Below are 16965 nucleotides of genomic sequence, written 5' to 3' on the forward strand. Positions count from 1 at the left end.
TCTAGGCCGGCGCGGAGCGCGGTTGGGCAAATACGCGCAACCGCTGCGGCGGCAGTGCGACCTCGATGGTCGCGCCCGAGGAAATGCCGAGGTCGCGCACGGCGTTGATGGAAAAGTCCGCCGAGAAATTCAGGTTGGTGCCGCTCGCATGCAGGGTCGTCGCGAAATGATTGCCGATGAATTCCATCACGCCGACCTGGACCGAGAGGCGATTGTCCGCATGCTCGCCGATGTCGCGCACCACCACGTCCTCCGGCCGAAGGCAGACCGTGACGGCCGCGCCCTCGGCGAGCGGCACTTCCTCGCCGAAATCGAGCACGGCCCCGCTGACATCAGCGCGCTTGCTGGTGACGAGGCGTCCTTCCAGAAAGTTCATCTTGCCGACGAAGTCGGCGACGAAAGCCGTCGCCGGGCGGCCGTAGATCTCGTCGGGCGTGCCGACCTGCTCGATCCTGCCATGGCTCATCACCACGATCCGGTCGGACATGGTGAGCGCCTCCTCCTGATCGTGGGTCACCATGATCGTCGTCAGCTTGAGGCGTTGCTGCAGGTCGCGGATCTCGCCGCGCAGGCGCGCCCGGACGCGGGCGTCGAGGGCGGACAGCGGTTCGTCCAGCAGCAGCAGGCCGGGCGATAGCGCCAGCGCGCGGGCGAGTGCGACGCGCTGCTGCTGTCCGCCCGAGAGCTGCGCCGGATATTTGCCGGCCTGCTCGGGCAGGCCGACGAGTTCGAGCAGCTCCTTGACCCGTTTGTCGATCGCGATGCGCGGCGTGCCTGCGGAGACAAGGCCGTAGGCGACGTTGTCCTTGATCGTCAGGTTCGGGAACAGTGCGTAGGACTGAAACACGATGCCGAAATCGCGCTTGGCCACCGGCAATGTCGAGATATCTAGTCCGCCTTGATGGATCGACCCCGTGGTCTGCACGTCGAGGCCGGAGATGGCGCGGAGCAGCGTGGTCTTGCCGCAGCCGGACGGCCCGAGGAATGAGACGAACTCGCCCGGCATGACGTCGAGATCGACGGCGTCGAGTGCGGTGAACGCGCCGAACTTTTTCGAGAGGTTGCGGATGCGGAGATAGGGCACCGTCGCTGGCGTGCTGTCCATTGGTCTGTCCCGCATTGACCGGCGGTGCCCATGCACCGCCGGGTTCGTCGCCCCGGAAATCCTCGGCTCAGATCCCTCAGTTCGGACTCTTCAATTCAGGTGCTTCAATTCTTGGGCTCGGACTTGCCGTCATAGCGCTTGCTCCACTCCGCCAGGATCTTGTCGCGGTTCTCCGCGGCCCAGGCGAAGTCGTTCTTGATCAGCATCTTGTCGACATCATCCTGGACGAACTCCAGGGAGCTTGCGATGCCCGGCAACGCGACGATGGCGAAGTTCTCGGCGTAGAGCTTGTTGGCCTCCGGCGTCACCGCCCAGTCGGCCAGCTTCTTCGCCGCATCCACCTCCTTGGTCGTCTTCATGATGCCGATCGCCTCCATGTCCCAGCCGAGGCCTTCCTTGGGCAGGACGATGCTGATCGGCGCGCCGCCCTTCTTGGTCTTGTTGGCGCGATATTCGAACGAGAGGCCGATCGTGTACTCGCCGGCGGCGGCCTGCCGGCACGGCTTGGAGCCGGAATGGGTGTAGGCCGCGATGTTCTTGTGCAGCTCGTCCATGTACTTCCAGCCGCCGTCCCAGCCGAACATCTGAAGCCAGGCGGAGACCATCAGAAACCCGGTCCCCGACGAGGCCGGGTTCGGCATGGCGATCTGTCCCTGGTAGACCGGCTTGGTCAGATCGGCCCAGGACGCAGGCTCGGGCAGGTTCTTCTTGCCTGCTTCCACGGTGTTGACGCAGAAGGCGGATGCCCAGACATCCATGCCCACCCATTCCGGCGTAGCGGCTGGATCACGCATCTTGGCGTCGACCTTGTCGAGACCGACAGGCGCGTAAGGCATCAGCATGCCTTCCTTCTGCAGCAGCATCAGCGAGGTTGCGGCAAGACCCATGACCACATCGGCCTTGGGGTTTGCCTTCTCCGCAAGGAGTTTTGCGGTGATGATGCCGGTGGAGTCGCGAACCCAGAGGATGTTGATGCCGGGATTGGCCTTCTCGAAGGCGGCCTTGTAGGGCTTGATCTGGTCGGCCTCCAAGGCCGTGTAAACGGTGAGGTCTGCCGCGCGAGCTGTCGTGGCGAGGCAGAACATGGCGGCGATCGACGCAACAGCGCATCGCAGACCGGTTGTCGTGCACAGGTTCATGTCGGGCTCCATCGATGTTGGCCAGGGGCCGGCGCCGTCAGGGCAGGGAACCCGGTATTGTTAGATGACATTCCCGTGACGCGCATGTCGGATTTTGTGCACGGCGCGCCTCGATTGCTGTGTCGCTGCACATCTTGAGTGCAGTATCGGCTCAAGTGCACTGCAACTTCGGGACCGGGGAAGCGGTCACCTGGCACCGCCGGGGCCGGGCCTGGTCGAGGGATAGGCCATCGTCATCGCAACTCGGTTCGCTCGCGCGAGGCCTCCAGCCGCAACCATTTGCTCACGCGTGTCACGCTGCGGCGAACCTTATGGGCAGACGGGAATACGATGTAATATCCGAGGGCGTCGGAAAAATCGGCGTCGAGCAGCTTGACGAGCTGGCCGCGCGCAAGAGCCGCGGAAGCGAGGGATGCGCGCGCCATCGCGATGCCTTGCGCGTTGATGGCGGCTTCGACGATGACGCCACTATCGTCGTACTGAATGGCGTCGGTCAGGTCGAGTTGGTGGCCGGTCTGGCGGGCGTAGCGGGCCCAGTACCGGTAGACCGGGTCCTCGATGATGGGATAGCTCGCGATCTCCGGCAGACTCTTCGGCATTGCCCGCGCTTGAAAGAGCCGTGGACTACAGACCGCAATCATATGGTCCTTCATCAGCAGATCGGCATGAAGGCCGGGCCATTCGCCGTCGCCGTGGCGGATCGCCATGTCGACGTTCTCGACTTCGAAATCCACATAGTGCCGGGTGACATTCAGCGCCAACTGGATGTCCTTGACCTCCTGGTGAAACTTGGAGAGGCGTTTGACGAGCCATAGATGCGTGAATGACGGCGACACGCTGAGACAGATCTGCTCGATCCTCTTGCTCCGCTGCGTCGTCCTGGCTTTGGACGTTGCCGTATCGATGCGCTCGAGCGCCTTGCTGATGGCTTCGAAATATGTCTTGCCGATGTCGGTCAACACGACCGTCGCGGTGCCGCGCTTGAACAGGGCGGTGCCGATGAAGCTTTCGAGGTTTCGTATCTGCTGGCTGACTGCACTCTGGGTGATGTGGAGTTCGTCGGCCGCCAGGGTGAAGCTTCTCCTGCGTGCTGCGGCTTCGAAATAGCGCAATGCATTGAGGGGAGGCAGGTCCGCGAAGCTCATGCCTTGGTTTTTCTAATGCGTATTAGAAATTGTCAATTGCCACGACGCAACTAATTCACAAAGGTGTCACGCAGGATCGGTGCGGCCCCGTCAGTGGCTCCCGGGACGATTTGAAGACCAGCGTGATGGGGCATCGCCGCTCGATGAGGATACAGCCGTTCGGGTTAGCCTTCATCGCCTTCCGGTTCTCGCGCAACAGCTACTTTCACGTGGCGTTCAGCGTCTTGTATTTCCAAAGCCTGGGCTTCTCACTCGCAACGGCTCTCTCGTTGGAAAGCTTCTACTACATCGCCAAGGCGGGTTGCGAAGTCCCGTGCGGCGTGTTTGCGGATAGTGTCGGCCGTAAGCTCACGCTCGTGCTCGGCTCGCTGGTGGCTGCGTCCTGCTATCTCGGCCTCGGGCTGTGCGACCAATATTGGCAGATGATGCTGTTCGAGGCCGGACTTGGCCTGTCGATGTCGATGGCATCAGGCACGGACTCCGCTCTGGTGTATGACGAGTACAAGGCGCTCGCGAAGACGGGAGAATATGAGTGCGTCGAATCGATCGGATGGGGCATGCGCAATATCGCGCGGGGCGTTGCCTCGGCCTTCGGATCGGTCTTTGCGACCTGGTACACGATGGGCAGCACCTTCATTCTCACATCCATCGCGATCTTCATGTCCGCGCCGGTTGCGGCCATCTTCCTGAAAGAGGGAGGCCGTCGAAAGACGTCGCTCGGAGCCGTCGTCGCATCGGCAGCCTCGCTGCTCCGGCGAAACGCCGGGTACCGCCGCGTTCTTCTGCAATTTGCGATCATCACGATCGGGGTCAAAGCCGGCTTCTGGGCGTTTCAGCCCTTCTCGGATCTGCATCATCTGCCGCTGGAATGGATCGGCACGTGCTTCTCCGCGCTGCTGTTCATATCGCTGGTCGCCTCGTTTTTCGTCGAGCGGATCTGCCGCGTCTTCGGCTTGCTGCACACGCAGACGGCGCTGATCGTGGCAGCCTTCGCCATCATGAGCCTGTCCTTTGCCTCCGAAGGCAAGGCCGGCATCGTCATCGTTTCCATAGGGCTTGCGCTTCACGCGATCGCGCAGGGTATCTCCGATCCGATCATGCGTATCCTGATCAATCGGTATGCCGACTCGGATAGCCGCGCGACGGCCATGTCGGTTGCGTCCATGGCGGGAGACGGATCGTTCTCGCTCGTAGCCCCTCTGTTCGGATATCTGATCGACAAGCAGGGCGGCGCGGCCGCCAGCATTGCGATTGTGGCCGTGACGTTGTGTTCGCTCTATCCCGACCTGATCAAACTGCATCAAGCAGGCATGAAAAAGCAATCGGTGCATAAGCGGGGGTAGGGGGCCGGGACGGGCTGCTGCTCTGGATGGGGACAGGGCAGCATGCCATCATGCCGGTGTTTTGCCCGACGGGTCAAGCTAATTTCGCCAAATGCGAAATTTGGGTCGGATCGCCCTCCCCTACTGTGCATGGGGTTGTTTTCCATTTTTGTGGGAGAGTGAGCAAAACAAAAGGCCCGATCGCGATGGCGACCGGGCCTTGTTCGTTCGTATCGGCTGTTGCGCTTACGCCGCCGTCGAAGCCTTCCGCGCCGCCTTCGCGGCTGCGGCTTCAGCCTCGTCCTTGCGGATCTCGGACAGCTTCTTCTGGACCTGCTCGGAGAAGATGTACTGCGCCGGGCGCTGCTTCGACAGGTCGATCTCCGGCGCCATCGAGCCGGTGGTCTTGATGCCGCGCAGCGACACCCACATCGCCTTCAGCGGGTTGTTGAGAGCTGCGGTTGCCGCCGTCGGCTCGTAGCCGCAATGGGCCATACAGTCGGCGCACTTCTCGTAACGACCGGTGCCGTAGCTGTCCCAGTCGGTGGTCTCCATCAGCTCCTTGAAGGTCTTGGCGTAGCCTTCACCGAGCAGATAGCAGGGCTTCTGCCAGCCGAAGATGTTGCGCGCGGGCATGCCCCACGGCGTGCACTCATATTCCTGGTTGCCGGCGAGGAAGTCGAGGAACAGGCCGGAATGCATGAAGTTCCACTTCTTGCCCTTGCCCATCGCGAAGACGTCGCGGAACAGCTTCTTGGTCTTGGTGCGGTTGAGGAAGTGCTCCTGGTCCGGCGCGCGCTCATAGGCATAGCCGGGCGACATCGAGACGCCGACGCCGAGCTCGACGGTGAGGTCGAGGAATTTTGCGATCTCCTCGGCCGGATGGCCGTCGAAGATGGTGGCGTTGACGTTGACGGTGAAGCCGCGCGCCTTGGCCGCCTTGATCGCGGAGATGGCGCGGTCGAACACGCCAACTTGCGACACTGCCTTGTCATGGTGCTCACGCAGGCCGTCGAGATGCACCGAGAAGAACAGGTAGGGCGAGGGCTCGAACAGGTCGAGCTTCTTCTCCAGCAGCAGCGCGTTGGTGCAGAGCGAGACGAACTTCTTGCGCGCGACGAGGCCGCGCACGATCTCGCCGATCTCCTTGTGGATCAGCGGCTCGCCGCCGGGAATGGCGACCATCGGCGCGCCGCACTCGTCGGCGGCGTCCCAGCACTCCTGGGCGGTCATGCGGCGGTTCAGGATCGCATCCGGATAGTCGATCTTGCCGCAGCCGACGCAGGCGAGGTTGCAGCGGAACAGCGGCTCGAGCATCAGCACGAGCGGATAGCGTTTGCGGCCAAGCAGTTTCTGCTTGAGCAAATAGCCGCCGATACGCATTTCCTTGAAGAAGGGGATTGCCATTACACGTTTCTTTCTGGGCTTGAAATTCGGGTAGGTCAGCTTGCAGCCAGCTCGGCCGGAAGCCTGAATTCGATGTTTTCCTCGCGGCCGGGAAGTACCGAGACCGTCACCGGTCCGATCCGCCGCAGCGCTTCGATCACGTCATCCACCAGCACCTCGGGCGCCGAGGCGCCGGCCGTGAGGCCGACGGACCTCGCACCTTTCAACCACTCCGGGTTGAGCTCGCTTCCATCGGCGATCAGATAACTCGCGACGCCGGCCTCCGTGCCGATCTCGCGAAGCCGGTTCGAATTCGAGCTATTGGCAGCGCCCACCACCAAGATCACGTCGACCAGCTTGCTCAAGTCCCTTACCGCAGATTGGCGGTTCTGTGTCGCATAGCAGATATCCCGGATGTCAGGGCCTTGAATATCTGTAAATTTGGCCTGAAGGGCCTCGATGATGCCCTTGGTGTCGTCGACCGACAGGGTGGTCTGGGTGATGTAGGCCACTGGCGTATCGGCAGGCAGCGCGAGGGCCTTGGCTTCCTCGACGCTCTGGACCAGCAGAACCGGCCCGGGGACCTGGCCCATCGTGCCCTCGACCTCGGGATGGCCGGCATGGCCGATCAGGATCAGGGTACGGCCCTTGGTGATGTAGCGCTTCCCCTGATTGTGAACTTTCGTGACCAGGGGGCAGGTGGCATTCAGCACCGGCAGGTCGCGGGCGGCAGCCTCCTCCTCGACGCTGCGGGCGACGCCATGGGCACTGAAAACGGTCACGGCCTTCGGCGGAACTTCAGACAGTTCCTCGACGAAGATGGCGCCCTTGGCCTTCAGGCTCTGGACCACGTATTTGTTATGCACGATCTCGTGGCGCACGTAGACCGGCGGCCCGTATTTCTCCAGCGCCCGCTCTACGATCTCGATCGCGCGCACCACACCGGCGCAAAAGCCGCGCGGCTGCGCTAGATAAACTTCCATTGGACGCCCATCACGCAAGTTGCACCAATCCGCTTCATTGTACCTGGCGGCACCCCGATATGGACCCATGCTGCAATATCCGCACCATCGGTTTCACAACCGCGGTAACTCCCCACCCCCATCGGGGGCCTGGTCGCATGCAGGCACAGCACTTTGTGTCAAAAAATCGGCAATAAGGAAAGGTGGCAATGAGCTGCTGGTTCCCGGCAGTTGCCGGTCAAGGTATCATAGTAGTCAACTTACAAGAGCCGGACGGCGACGTTTGTGCCCACCCCTCCGTCACTTTGCCGCCTCAAGTCTCCGGCTATACCGACCCGTCCTCATGATTTTGCCACGGTCTCCCGGCGTTCACATCGAACCTTGTTCCGCTGAGAACCACTCAAAACAGCAATAGGTTTCGCTCCGGAACTCCGATAAACAGCGGGCGTTTCCGGCAAGCTGTTAACACCAGAAAGAAAATACGTGCTGCAAAGCGTAGTCGTTGCCATCGTCAGGGCCTGCACCCGGTTTGCCTCCCTCGTCGTCGTTCTCGGGCTCCTGCTGGCGGTGGGGGCGGGCTATTACACGTCCAAGCACTTTGCCATCAACACCGACATCAACTCGCTGATTGCCCAGAATCTGGACTGGCGCCAGCGCGATCAGCAGTTTGACCGAGCCTTCGATCGCGACGCCACGATCCTCGCGGTTGTTGAGGCCAGGACGCCGGAGATGGTAACCGCGGCGGCTAAGGCGCTGTTTGCCAAGCTCAAGGACGACAAGACCCACTTCCAGTCGATGCAGCAGCTTGGCACCGGCGAGTTCTTCGAGAAGAACGGCCTGTTGTTCCTGCCGACCGAGGAGGTCGCCAAGATCACCAGCCAGTTCGAATCCGCAGCGCCCCTGATCGAGATCATGGCCGGCGATCCCTCGATCCGGGGCCTGACCGGCGCGCTGGAGACCGGGCTTGCCGGCGTCAAGCGCGGCGAGGTCAAGCTCGACAGCACCGAGCGGCCGTTCAACCAGATCGCACAGACGGTCGAGACCGTGCTCAACAAAGGCAATGCGGTCTTCTCCTGGCGCGAGCTCGTCAGCGACGAGCCGCTTAAGGATTCCGACAAGCGGGCCTTCATCGAGTTCAAGCCGATCCTCGACTACAACGCGCTGGAGCCCGGCAAGGATGCCACCGATGCGATCCGCGAGGCGGCGGCGAACCTCAATTTCCCAACCAAATACCAAGCGCGCGTGCGGCTGACGGGTCCAGTGCCGATCGCCAACGAGGAATACGCCACCGTCCAGGAGGGTGCTGTCGTCAACGGCGTTGGCACGGTGCTCGTCGTGCTGTTCATCCTGTGGCTGGCGCTGCATTCGGCCAAGATCATTTTCGCCGTGTTCGTCAATCTCTTCGTCGGCCTCGCGATCACCACCGCCGCCGGCCTGATGATGGTCGGCTCGCTCAATCTGCTGTCGATCGCGTTTGCCGTGCTGTTCGTCGGCCTCGGCGTCGATTTCGGCATCCAGTACAGCGTCCGCTACCGCTCGGAGCGTTACAAGGTCGATGATCTCCGCAAGGCGCTGGTGCTTGCCGCCAGACGCTCCGCGATCCCTTTGTCGCTGGCTGCGATGGCGACCGCAGCCGGCTTCCTCTGCTTCATCCCGACCGATTACAAGGGCATCGCCGAGCTCGGCCAGATCGCCGGCGTCGGCATGCTGGTGGCGTTCATCTCCTCGATCACCGTCCTGCCGGCGCTGCTCAAACTGCTCAACCCGCCCGGCGAGAAGGAGCCGGTGGGCTACGCCTTCCTGGCGCCGCTCGATCATTTCCTGGAGAAGCACCGCGTGTTGGTCGTCGGTGGCACGCTGCTGCTCGCGGTCGCCGGCCTGCCGCTGCTCTATTTCATGAAGTTCGACTTCAACCCGATGAACCTGCGCAATCCGCACGCGGAATCGATCGCGACATTCCTCGACCTGCGCAAGGATCCAAACACCGGCGCCAACGCCATCAACGTGATGGTCACGTCGGAAGAGCAGGCCCAGCAAGTCGAGGCGAGGCTCGAAAAGGTCCCGGAAGTATTGCGGGTGATGTCGCTCAACAGTTTCGTGCCTGAGGACCAGGAGCCCAAGCTGAAGCTGATCGCGCAAGGCGCCAAGGTGCTGAATCCCGCGCTCAATCCGGACCAGGTCGACGCAGCGCCGTCGGACCAGGAGAACGTCGAGTCGCTGAAATCCTCGGTCGAGAATCTCCGCCGGACCGCGGGCGACGCCAAGGGGCCCGGTGCAGTTGCCTCGCGTAGGCTCGCAGACGCCCTGGAGAAGCTCGCCAACTCGGATGAAGCGACCCGCAACAAGGCACAGGATGTGTTCGTTACGCCGATGAAGATTGTGTTCGACCAGCTCAGAAACGCGATGCAGGCCGGGCCGGTGACCCTGAACTCATTGCCACCGGATCTCGTCAGCGCCTGGAAGAGCAAGGACGGCATCATTCGCGTCGAGGCCCAGCCCAAGGGCGATCCGAACGACAACGATACGCTGCGCAAGTTTGCGGCAGCTGTGCTCGCTGCCGAGCCGACCGCCATTGGTGGACCCGTCTCGATCCTGAAATCCGGCGACACCGTGGTGAATGCGTTCATCCATGCCGGCATCTATGCGCTGCTGGTGATCGGCCTGTTGCTGTGGATCACGCTCCGTCGCATTGTGGATGTGCTGATGACGCTGGTGCCGCTGTTGGTTGCAGGTGCAGTGACGCTCGAGATCTGCGTGTTGATCGGCCTGCCGCTGAACTTTGCCAATATCGTCGCGTTTCCGCTGCTGCTCGGCGTCGGTGTCGCGTTCAAGATCTACTATGTCGTCGCGTGGCGGTCCGGCAGGACAAACCTGCTTCAGACCAGCCTGACGCGCGCGATCTTTTTCAGCGCGCTGACGACGGCGACGGCGTTCGGCAGTCTGTGGCTGTCGAGCCATCCCGGCACGTCCAGCATGGGCAAGCTGCTCGCACTTTCTCTGGTGACGACGCTTGCCGCAGTGCTGCTGTTCCAGCCGGCCCTAATGGGCAAACCCCGCAATCTCAGGGAGTAGGCAGATGTCGCCGACCGGGTCCGTGGCGCCTTTCTGACCCGGCTTCGCTGCGGCCGCACTCTTCGGAGCGGCCGCCGTCGGCGCAGGTGCCGCGGCAGCCGGCGCTGGCGCAGACTTGGGCGCCGCACCGGTGGTTTTTGGCGGGCCCTTGGCCATGGCGTTGGCGGTGCTCGGGGGGATCGGCGGACCAACGCGGGTCCAGGTCTCGCCGCCGCACAGGAAGCCCAGCACGCAACCCTTGATCTCGAGCTGGTCGGTGCCATTTGGCGTGATGGTCGCACTATACATCTGACCATCCTTCGCGTTGTAGACCTGACCTTCCCATTGCTCGGCGCCGGGCGTCTTCTTCATGTTGATCAGGGTCGCCATGCCCAGTGTCGGCCTGTTCTTTTTTGAGACATCCGGGTTGTTCTCGTCGCGGCCGCCAGGCTGTTTTTCCCAGGAAACCGCGCCCCACATGCTGTCATTGCATTGCGCGACACGAATATTGGCGACGCCGTCGGCGACCCGCCAGTCGCCGGTCGGATCGGCGGCAAGCGCAGGTGTCAGGCCGGCGTAACCACCTGCCAGTATAATTCCGGTGTAAATGGCCAAACGCATATGTGTTCCTCGGCAGTGCAACATGGTCTAAAGCTGTGCTTGCGAAGATGGTCCGAAAAAGGGCAAAAGGCCGCACAGACCCTTTTCCGTTTGCTGACCGTTTTCAGTTGACGAAGCGGCCCTCAACCGAAGTATGTAGCGGATGAACAGTCCAAATCCAGACATGTCCCAGTTGTTCGCGGACCGTCAGGCCCAGCGCAGCACCCTGCATAATCGGTACCTGAACGAGCAGTTCGTCCGGGTTCTCAAGACCATCGGCTACGACGTCGGCTTCCAGAAGGGGCAGGGGCAGTACCTCTACGATCGCGAGGGGGCACGCTATCTCGACCTCTTGTCCGGCTTTGGCGTGTTTGCGATCGGGCGCAATCATCCTGTCATGCGCGAGGCGCTCAAGAGCGTGCTTGACGCCGATCTGCCCAATCTCGTTCAATTCGACGTCTCGACCCTGGCCGGCGTGCTCGCCGAGCGGCTCCTCAAATACGTTCCCTATCTCGACAAGGCCTTCTTCGCCAATTCCGGCGCAGAATGCGTCGAGGCCGCGATCAAGTTCGCGCGCGGTGCGACCGGGCGCCCCGGCATCGTCTATTGCGCCCACGGCTATCACGGCCTGACCTATGGCGCGCTGTCGCTGACCGGCGATTCGAACTTCCGCACCGGCTTCGAGCCGCTACTGCCGGGTTGCACCTCGGTTCCGTTCAACGATCTCGCCGCGCTCGAGAAGGCCCTGGCCTCGCGCGAGGTCGCTGCCTTCGTCGTCGAGCCGATCCAGGGCAAGGGCGTCAACATGCCCTCCGACGAGTTCCTGCCGGGCGCGGCCGCGCTCTGCAAGAAGTACGGCACGCTGTTCGTCGCCGACGAGATCCAGACCGGCATGGGCCGCACCGGCCGATTCCTCGCGGTCGAGCACTGGAATGTCGAGCCCGACATGGTGCTGTTGTCGAAGTCACTGTCGGGCGGCCACGTTCCCGTCGGCGCCGTGCTGACGCGCAAGAGCATCTTCGACAAGATTTTTAATCAGATGGACCGTGCCGTGGTGCACGGTTCCACGTTCTCCAAGAACGACCTGGCGATGGCCGCAGGTATTGCCACTCTCGATGTGATGGAATCCGAGAAGCTGATCGAGGCTGCTGCCAAGCGCGGCGCGGAGCTTCGTCTCGCGCTTACCCGCATGGTGCCCGGCTACGAGCTGATGAAGGAAGTGCGCGGCAAGGGCCTGATGATCGGCATCGAGTTCGGTCCGCCGAAATCGCTGCGCCTGCGCGCCTCCTGGAACGTGCTGGAGGCCGCCAACAAGGGCCTGTTCTGTCAGCTGATCACGGTGCCGCTGTTCAAGGACCACAAGATCCTGACCCAGGTCGCCGGTCACGGCAGCCACACCATCAAGCTCTTGCCGCCGCTCACCATCACCGAAGAAGACTGCAACTGGATCGAACGCGCCTTCGACGACGTCATCGCCGGCAGCCACAAGGTCCCCGGCGCGATCTGGTCGCTCGGCAAGACGCTCGTGGACAACGCGGTGCGGCGGTCGGCGTAGATGATGCCGTAGCCCGGATGGAGCGTAGCGAAATCCGGGATTCCAAAAACAGGCAAGATCCCGGATTGTGCTGCGCTCCATCCGGGCTACGAGCCCGGCTCACCCCTCCACGTTCGCCTTCATCGCCGCCTCGAACTTGTCGACGAACTCGCTGAGTTCGTCGCCGCCGATGTCGCTGACGGCCCAGAAGTTCAGGCCGCGCTCGCCCCAGCGGCGGCAGTTGAAGCCCTGCATGGTCTGCGTCTTCGGTGGCCGATGCTCGGTGCTCGCGGTCTGCGATACGAACAGGTTGATGATGTGCTGCCGGCGCTTGTAGACGACCGCGCCGATGGCGCGCGCATCGATATAATCGAGCCGGCCGCCGACCAGCGTAAAGCCTTGCGCGGTGAGGTCGATCACCGGCGGGGCGACGTCGAGCTTGCCGTTGAACCACGGCTTGACGGTGTGCTGGTCGGTCGAGACCACGTCGATGAGATGGCCCGCCTGGAGCGAACGCAGATGCGCGGAGACGACCTCCGAGAGGATGCGCTGCTGGTCGTCCTGGCGCAGCACGACAGCGACCACGCCTGAGGCGGCGAGTGCGGAGACCGCCGAACCCATCGCAAAGCCGCGCAGCACCGAGCGTCGGCTGGGCTGCGGCCGCGCTTGCGGGATCGACGCCTCGATACGAGTCCGGAGGCTAGCAGGCGCGCTGTAGCGCAGGTTGGTGTCGGCCAGTACGCGCTTCATCTCTCGCTGGGCCGCGAACTCGGCCGCGCAGGCCGGGCAGGCGGCGATATGGGCTTCGACCTCGCGCGCGTGGCCGGCATCAAGCTCGTTGTCGAGCAGCGCGTGAAGCAGGATTTTTGCTTCGTCGCAGGTCATCTCAAATGCTCCTCTTCCGCCGTCCAGGCCGCGCGCAGCATGGCGCGGGCGCGGGCGAGACGGGACATCACGGTGCCGACGGGCGCGCCGACTGCTTCGGCAATTTCACGATAGGACAGGTTGTTGATCTCCCGCAGCACGAAGGTTTCCTTGAACGGCTCGGCGAGCGCGTCGATCATCTTGCGGATGGCGCCGGCGTCGCGAGTGCGTAGCACCTCGGTCTCCGGACTCGCCTCGCTCTCCTGCCACATCGGCGTCTGGTCGGCCGCTCCCGGCGTATCCTCGATCGCGGCGTGCGAATGCGCCCGTCTTGCATATTCGGCATTGCAGACATTGCGCAGGATCGCGAACAGCCACGGCTTCATCGCCGGCCCGCGATAGCTGTCAAAGTGCTTCAGCGCGCGCAGATAGCATTCCTGCACCGCGTCCTCCGCGTCGGAGGCGTCGCGCAGGAGATAGCGTGCGAGCGTGTAGACGTCGTCGAGATAGGGCAGTGCCGCCTCGCGGAAGCGCTGCGCCTTCTGCAAATCGTCGCTGACGGGCATCGCCTCTCGCTTTGCCTCTTGCTGCGTTTGGTACGTCGTTTCGTGTTTCGCGTCGTTCTGGGGCCTGACCGAAGGCGCGCGAGCCCGGCCGGTGTGCGACCACCGGCCGGGCAAGACAGAGATGCCTTGGTTGGAGACGTTACTCAACCTTGATCATCCCGGTCATGTGCGGGTGCAACGAACAAAAATACTTGTAGTCGCCCGCATCGGTGAAGGTGAACGTGAACTTGTCGTCGGTATCCAGGGTTTTCGACCGGAACTTGCCGGCCGACACCACTGTGTGCGGGATGTCGTCCCGGTTGGTCCAGGTCACGGTCGTGCCGAGCTTGATCTTGAGCTCTGCCGGCTGGAAGACGAAATTGTCGATATGCACCTCCATGGCGTTCTCGTCGGCACGGGCTGTCGCGACGGGGAGCAGGATGGCCGCGGCCACAGCGACGGAAAAGTCGCGGCGATTGAGTGTCTTCATGGTCAGCTTCTCTTCAACCTTGGATCAACCTTGGAGCGGCGTGTCGATGATGGCGAGCCGCTGCTCGTTCTGCTTGAAGTTGACGCTGGCGACCCCGAGCATCGATCGGAGCTTGGCGTCCTCGACCTTCATCGGTCCGGGCGAGGGGGCGGTGCCGGGCGCCGGCTGCGGGAAGGCGGTGGAGCGCGCGGTGTGGAAGGTGACGTTGCCCTCGACCTTCTGCATCACCTGATGGATATGGCCGTTGAGCACGGTGACCGAGCCAAAACCCTTGACGTATTCGAGCGCGCGGCCGCCGTCCTCGGTGCCCCAGCCCCATTCCGGGTAGACGGTCCAGAGCGGGATATGGGCGAACAGCACGATCGGCGTCGACTTCGACTTGCCGCGGAGATCGTCCTCGAGCCAGGCGAGCTGCTCGGTGCCGAGATTGCCGAGACCGCCGGCCTTGAGATCGACGACGTTGACGAGCCCGATGAAGTGCACGCCGCCGGCGTCGAAGGAGTACCATCCCTGTCCCTTGGTGCCGCGGCCGTAACGATCGCGATAGAACTTCACCTCCTCGTCGAGGAAGTCATGCTCGCCGGGCACGTAGTGCACATCCAGCTTGGACTGCGAGATGATGCGGTCGGCGTTGTCGAACTCGGAGGCCTTGGACAGATGGGTGATGTCGCCGGTGTGGATCATGAACGACGGCTTGGCTGGCATCGCATTGATCTTGCCCACGGCTTCCTCAAGCGTGCCGAGCGCATTGGGATTCGCCGGCTTGTCGAAGCCGACATGGCTGTCGCTGATCTGGAGGAAGGTCATGCCGGGCGCGGCGGCAGTTGCGGCCTCAGCGGAATCGATGATGCCAAGCGAGCGCGGCACGCCGCCGGTGATGGTCCAGAGCACCCCGGTGCCGGCCCATGTCATGCATTCGAGCACCTTGCGCCGGCTGACGCCGTCGTCCCCGTGATCGTGTCCGCTCATCGCAACGTCTCCTTTGGCCCGGGATTGGGCTTCGGGGAGGTGATCGGGGGAGGGGGAGATTTATTCCAGGAAGCGATGACGTTTTCGTGATGTGCCGGGAATGTAGCCCGGATGGAGCGAAGCGTAATCCGGGACCATCCGGGCTACGTTGACTTCGCATCCTCCAAAATCATCGCAGCTCCCTTCTCGGCGATCATCGCCGTCGGCGTGTTGGTGTTGCCCGAGGTGATCGTCGGCATGATCGAGGCATCGACGACGCGTAGGCCGCCGAGGCCATAGAAGCGCAGGCGTTCGTCGACCACGGCCATGGGATCGTTCGCCGATCCCATCTTGGCCGTGCCAACGGGATGGAAGATGGTGGTGCCGATGTCACCGGCGGCTTTTGCCAGCGAGGCGTCGTCATCGCCGACCGTCGGTCCGGGCAAATATTCAGTGGGGCGATACTTCGCGAGCGCCTTTTGCTGCATCAAGCGGCGCGTGGTGCGGATCGCGTCGGCGGCGACCTGGCGGTCGTCGTCGGTCGACAGATAGTTCGGCGCGATGATCGGCTTGTCGTCCGGGCTCGCCGAGCGCAGCCGCACGGTGCCGCGCGAGGTCGGCTGGAGATTGCAGGCGCTGACCGTTATCGCCGGGAAGCGGTGCAAGGGATCGCCGAACTTGTCGAGTGACAGCGGTTGCACGTGGAACTGGATGTTGGCGCGCGCGCGCGTTGCGTCAGACCGCGTGAAGATGCCGAGCTGCGACGGCGCCATGGTCAGCGGACCACGGCGGCGGAAGGCATAGTCGAGACCCATCAGGCCGCGGCGGAACAGGTTGTAGTAGGTCTCGTTCAGGGTTCGCACGCCCTCGACCTTGTAGATCGCGCGCTGCTGGAGGTGGTCCTGCAGATTGCGCCCCACGCCGGGCTTGTCCATCACGATGTCGATGCCGAGCGGAGACAGCCAGTCGGCCGGCCCGATGCCGGAGCGATGCAGCACCTGCACCGAGCCGATCGAGCCCGCGGAGAGGATCACCTCGCGTTTTGCACGTGCCTCGACGATCTCGCCGTTCTGGAAGAAGCGCACGCCGACGGCGCGGCCCTGTTCGATGATCAGGCGGTCGACCAGCACATGCTTTTCGAGCCGAAGATTGCGACGCCTCAAGGCCGGCTTGAGGAAGCCGCGCGCCGACGACCAACGTCGGCCGCGCTTCTGGTTGACGTGGAAATAGCTGGTGCCCTCGTTGTCACCGGTGTTGAAGTCAGGAATGCGCTTGATGCCCATCTCCTCGGCTGCATCGCCGACGGCGTCGAGAACATCCCAGGACAGCCGCGGCGCCTCGATGCGCCAGCCGCCGCCGGCGCCGTGATGCTCGCTGGCGCCGAGGAAGTGGTCTTCCAGCCGCTTGAACAGCGGCAGCACGTCATCGTAGCCCCAGCCGGTCAAGCCGAGCTGGCGCCAGTGATCGTAATCGGCAGCCTGGCCGCGCATCGAGATCATGGCGTTGATCGCCGAGCAGCCGCCGATCACCTTGCCGCGGGGATAGGCGAGCGAGCGGCCATTCAGGCCGGGCTCGGCCTCGGTCTTGAACATCCAGTCCGAGCGCGGATTGCCGATGGCAAAGAGATAGCCGACCGGAATGTGGAACCAGATCCAGTTGTCGTCACCCCCGGCCTCGAGAATGAGGACTCGGTTTGCTGATACGGCCGACAGCCGGTTGGCAAGGATGCAGCCGGCCGTGCCGGCGCCGACGACAATGTAGTCAAACTCACCTTCGAGCTGCCTTGGCATTCCGCTTCCCACCCGAACGGCGTCATGCCCGGGCTTGTCCGGGGCATCCACGCGCTTTCAGTCCTAATAGGCAGACGTGGCTGG

At 63.1% G+C, this 16965-nt stretch carries 14 protein-coding genes; 3 read left to right on the forward strand and 11 right to left on the reverse strand.

From position 1 onward, the window contains the following. Window position 1: 1 nt before the first annotated feature. From AOQ71_RS26335 to AOQ71_RS26345, 3 genes are all read right to left on the reverse strand, one after another. Window positions 2-1105, reverse strand: a complete 1104-nt coding sequence (locus AOQ71_RS26335) for a putative 2-aminoethylphosphonate ABC transporter ATP-binding protein (protein ID WP_057752994.1) — start codon at window positions 1103-1105, stop codon at window positions 2-4. Between the two features lie 104 nt (window positions 1106-1209). Then, a complete protein-coding gene (locus tag AOQ71_RS26340; protein WP_057753104.1) occupies window positions 1210-2244 on the reverse strand; it encodes a putative 2-aminoethylphosphonate ABC transporter substrate-binding protein in 1035 nt (344 codons plus the stop codon). Between the two features lie 233 nt (window positions 2245-2477). After that, window positions 2478-3389 (reverse strand): LysR substrate-binding domain-containing protein, encoded by a 912-nt coding sequence (locus AOQ71_RS26345; RefSeq protein ID WP_057752995.1) that lies wholly within the window; start codon window positions 3387-3389, stop codon window positions 2478-2480. A 125-nt stretch (window positions 3390-3514) separates the two neighbouring features. On the opposite strand from AOQ71_RS26345, the gene AOQ71_RS26350 reads away from it, so the two are divergent. Continuing rightward, window positions 3515-4732, forward strand: coding sequence for an MFS transporter (locus tag AOQ71_RS26350; protein ID WP_057752996.1), 1218 nt, complete (start codon window positions 3515-3517; stop codon window positions 4730-4732). 225 nt (window positions 4733-4957) lie between these two features. On the opposite strand, the gene hpnH is transcribed toward AOQ71_RS26350, so the two are convergent. Continuing rightward, window positions 4958-6118: an adenosyl-hopene transferase HpnH gene (hpnH, locus tag AOQ71_RS26355; RefSeq protein WP_057752997.1), complete on the reverse strand. Its 1161-nt coding sequence runs from the start codon at window positions 6116-6118 to the stop codon at window positions 4958-4960. Between the two features lie 35 nt (window positions 6119-6153). After that, entirely contained in the window at window positions 6154-7080 is a 927-nt protein-coding gene (ispH, locus tag AOQ71_RS26360; RefSeq protein WP_057752998.1) for a 4-hydroxy-3-methylbut-2-enyl diphosphate reductase, read from the reverse strand. A 462-nt stretch (window positions 7081-7542) separates the two neighbouring features. Here ispH and hpnN point away from each other — a divergent pair, with 462 nt between their 5' ends. Continuing rightward, entirely contained in the window at window positions 7543-10131 is a 2589-nt protein-coding gene (gene hpnN, locus AOQ71_RS26365; RefSeq protein ID WP_057752999.1) for a hopanoid transporter HpnN, read from the forward strand. On the opposite strand, the gene AOQ71_RS26370 is transcribed toward hpnN, so the two are convergent. Continuing rightward, the gene (locus tag AOQ71_RS26370) at window positions 10099-10731 is read right to left on the reverse strand and encodes a DUF2147 domain-containing protein (RefSeq protein WP_057753000.1); all 633 of its coding nucleotides are present in this window, start codon (window positions 10729-10731) and stop codon (window positions 10099-10101) included. The two genes, hpnN and AOQ71_RS26370, sit on opposite strands and share 33 nt — an antisense overlap. 142 nt (window positions 10732-10873) lie before the next feature. On the opposite strand from AOQ71_RS26370, the gene hpnO reads away from it, so the two are divergent. After that, the gene (hpnO, locus tag AOQ71_RS26375) at window positions 10874-12265 is read left to right on the forward strand and encodes an aminobacteriohopanetriol synthase HpnO (protein ID WP_057753001.1); all 1392 of its coding nucleotides are present in this window, start codon (window positions 10874-10876) and stop codon (window positions 12263-12265) included. 99 nt (window positions 12266-12364) lie between these two features. Here hpnO and AOQ71_RS26380 read toward each other — a convergent pair whose 3' ends face one another. From AOQ71_RS26380 to AOQ71_RS26400, 5 genes are all read right to left on the reverse strand, one after another. Continuing rightward, window positions 12365-13129, reverse strand: a complete 765-nt coding sequence (locus AOQ71_RS26380; RefSeq protein ID WP_057753002.1) for an anti-sigma factor family protein — start codon at window positions 13127-13129, stop codon at window positions 12365-12367. Further along, window positions 13126-13674, reverse strand: coding sequence for a sigma-70 family RNA polymerase sigma factor (locus AOQ71_RS26385; protein WP_057753003.1), 549 nt, complete (start codon window positions 13672-13674; stop codon window positions 13126-13128). The genes AOQ71_RS26380 and AOQ71_RS26385 overlap by 4 nt, the downstream gene beginning before the upstream one ends. Window positions 13675-13813: 139 nt before the next feature. Continuing rightward, on the reverse strand, window positions 13814-14143 hold the full coding sequence (locus AOQ71_RS26390; RefSeq protein ID WP_057753004.1) for a cupredoxin domain-containing protein: 330 nt from the start codon (window positions 14141-14143) through the stop codon (window positions 13814-13816). A gap of 24 nt (window positions 14144-14167) precedes the next feature. Then, window positions 14168-15112 (reverse strand): metallophosphoesterase family protein, encoded by a 945-nt coding sequence (locus AOQ71_RS26395; RefSeq protein ID WP_057753005.1) that lies wholly within the window; start codon window positions 15110-15112, stop codon window positions 14168-14170. 143 nt (window positions 15113-15255) lie between these two features. Then, window positions 15256-16881, reverse strand: coding sequence for a GMC family oxidoreductase (locus tag AOQ71_RS26400; protein ID WP_057753006.1), 1626 nt, complete (start codon window positions 16879-16881; stop codon window positions 15256-15258). Window positions 16882-16965 lie beyond the last annotated feature (84 nt).

The sequence above is a fragment of the Bradyrhizobium manausense genome, from assembly GCF_001440035.1.
In the GTDB taxonomy this organism is placed as follows: domain Bacteria; phylum Pseudomonadota; class Alphaproteobacteria; order Rhizobiales; family Xanthobacteraceae; genus Bradyrhizobium; species Bradyrhizobium manausense.

Coding starts and splice junctions, on each gene's coding strand:
- ispH (WP_057752998.1), bottom strand. CDS start 7,080: ATGGAAGTTTATCTAGCGCAGCCGCGCGGCTTTTGCGCCGGTGTGGTG.
- AOQ71_RS26380 (WP_057753002.1), bottom strand. CDS start 13,129: ATGACCTGCGACGAAGCAAAAATCCTGCTTCACGCGCTGCTCGACAAC.
- AOQ71_RS26335 (WP_057752994.1), bottom strand. CDS start 1,105: ATGGACAGCACGCCAGCGACGGTGCCCTATCTCCGCATCCGCAACCTC.
- hpnH (WP_057752997.1), bottom strand. CDS start 6,118: ATGGCAATCCCCTTCTTCAAGGAAATGCGTATCGGCGGCTATTTGCTC.
- AOQ71_RS26370 (WP_057753000.1), bottom strand. CDS start 10,731: ATGCGTTTGGCCATTTACACCGGAATTATACTGGCAGGTGGTTACGCC.
- AOQ71_RS26400 (WP_057753006.1), bottom strand. CDS start 16,881: ATGCCAAGGCAGCTCGAAGGTGAGTTTGACTACATTGTCGTCGGCGCC.
- AOQ71_RS26385 (WP_057753003.1), bottom strand. CDS start 13,674: ATGCCCGTCAGCGACGATTTGCAGAAGGCGCAGCGCTTCCGCGAGGCG.
- hpnO (WP_057753001.1), top strand. CDS start 10,874: ATGAACAGTCCAAATCCAGACATGTCCCAGTTGTTCGCGGACCGTCAG.
- AOQ71_RS26395 (WP_057753005.1), bottom strand. CDS start 15,112: ATGAGCGGACACGATCACGGGGACGACGGCGTCAGCCGGCGCAAGGTG.
- AOQ71_RS26340 (WP_057753104.1), bottom strand. CDS start 2,244: ATGAACCTGTGCACGACAACCGGTCTGCGATGCGCTGTTGCGTCGATC.
- AOQ71_RS26345 (WP_057752995.1), bottom strand. CDS start 3,389: ATGAGCTTCGCGGACCTGCCTCCCCTCAATGCATTGCGCTATTTCGAA.
- AOQ71_RS26390 (WP_057753004.1), bottom strand. CDS start 14,143: ATGAAGACACTCAATCGCCGCGACTTTTCCGTCGCTGTGGCCGCGGCC.
- AOQ71_RS26350 (WP_057752996.1), top strand. CDS start 3,515: ATGGGGCATCGCCGCTCGATGAGGATACAGCCGTTCGGGTTAGCCTTC.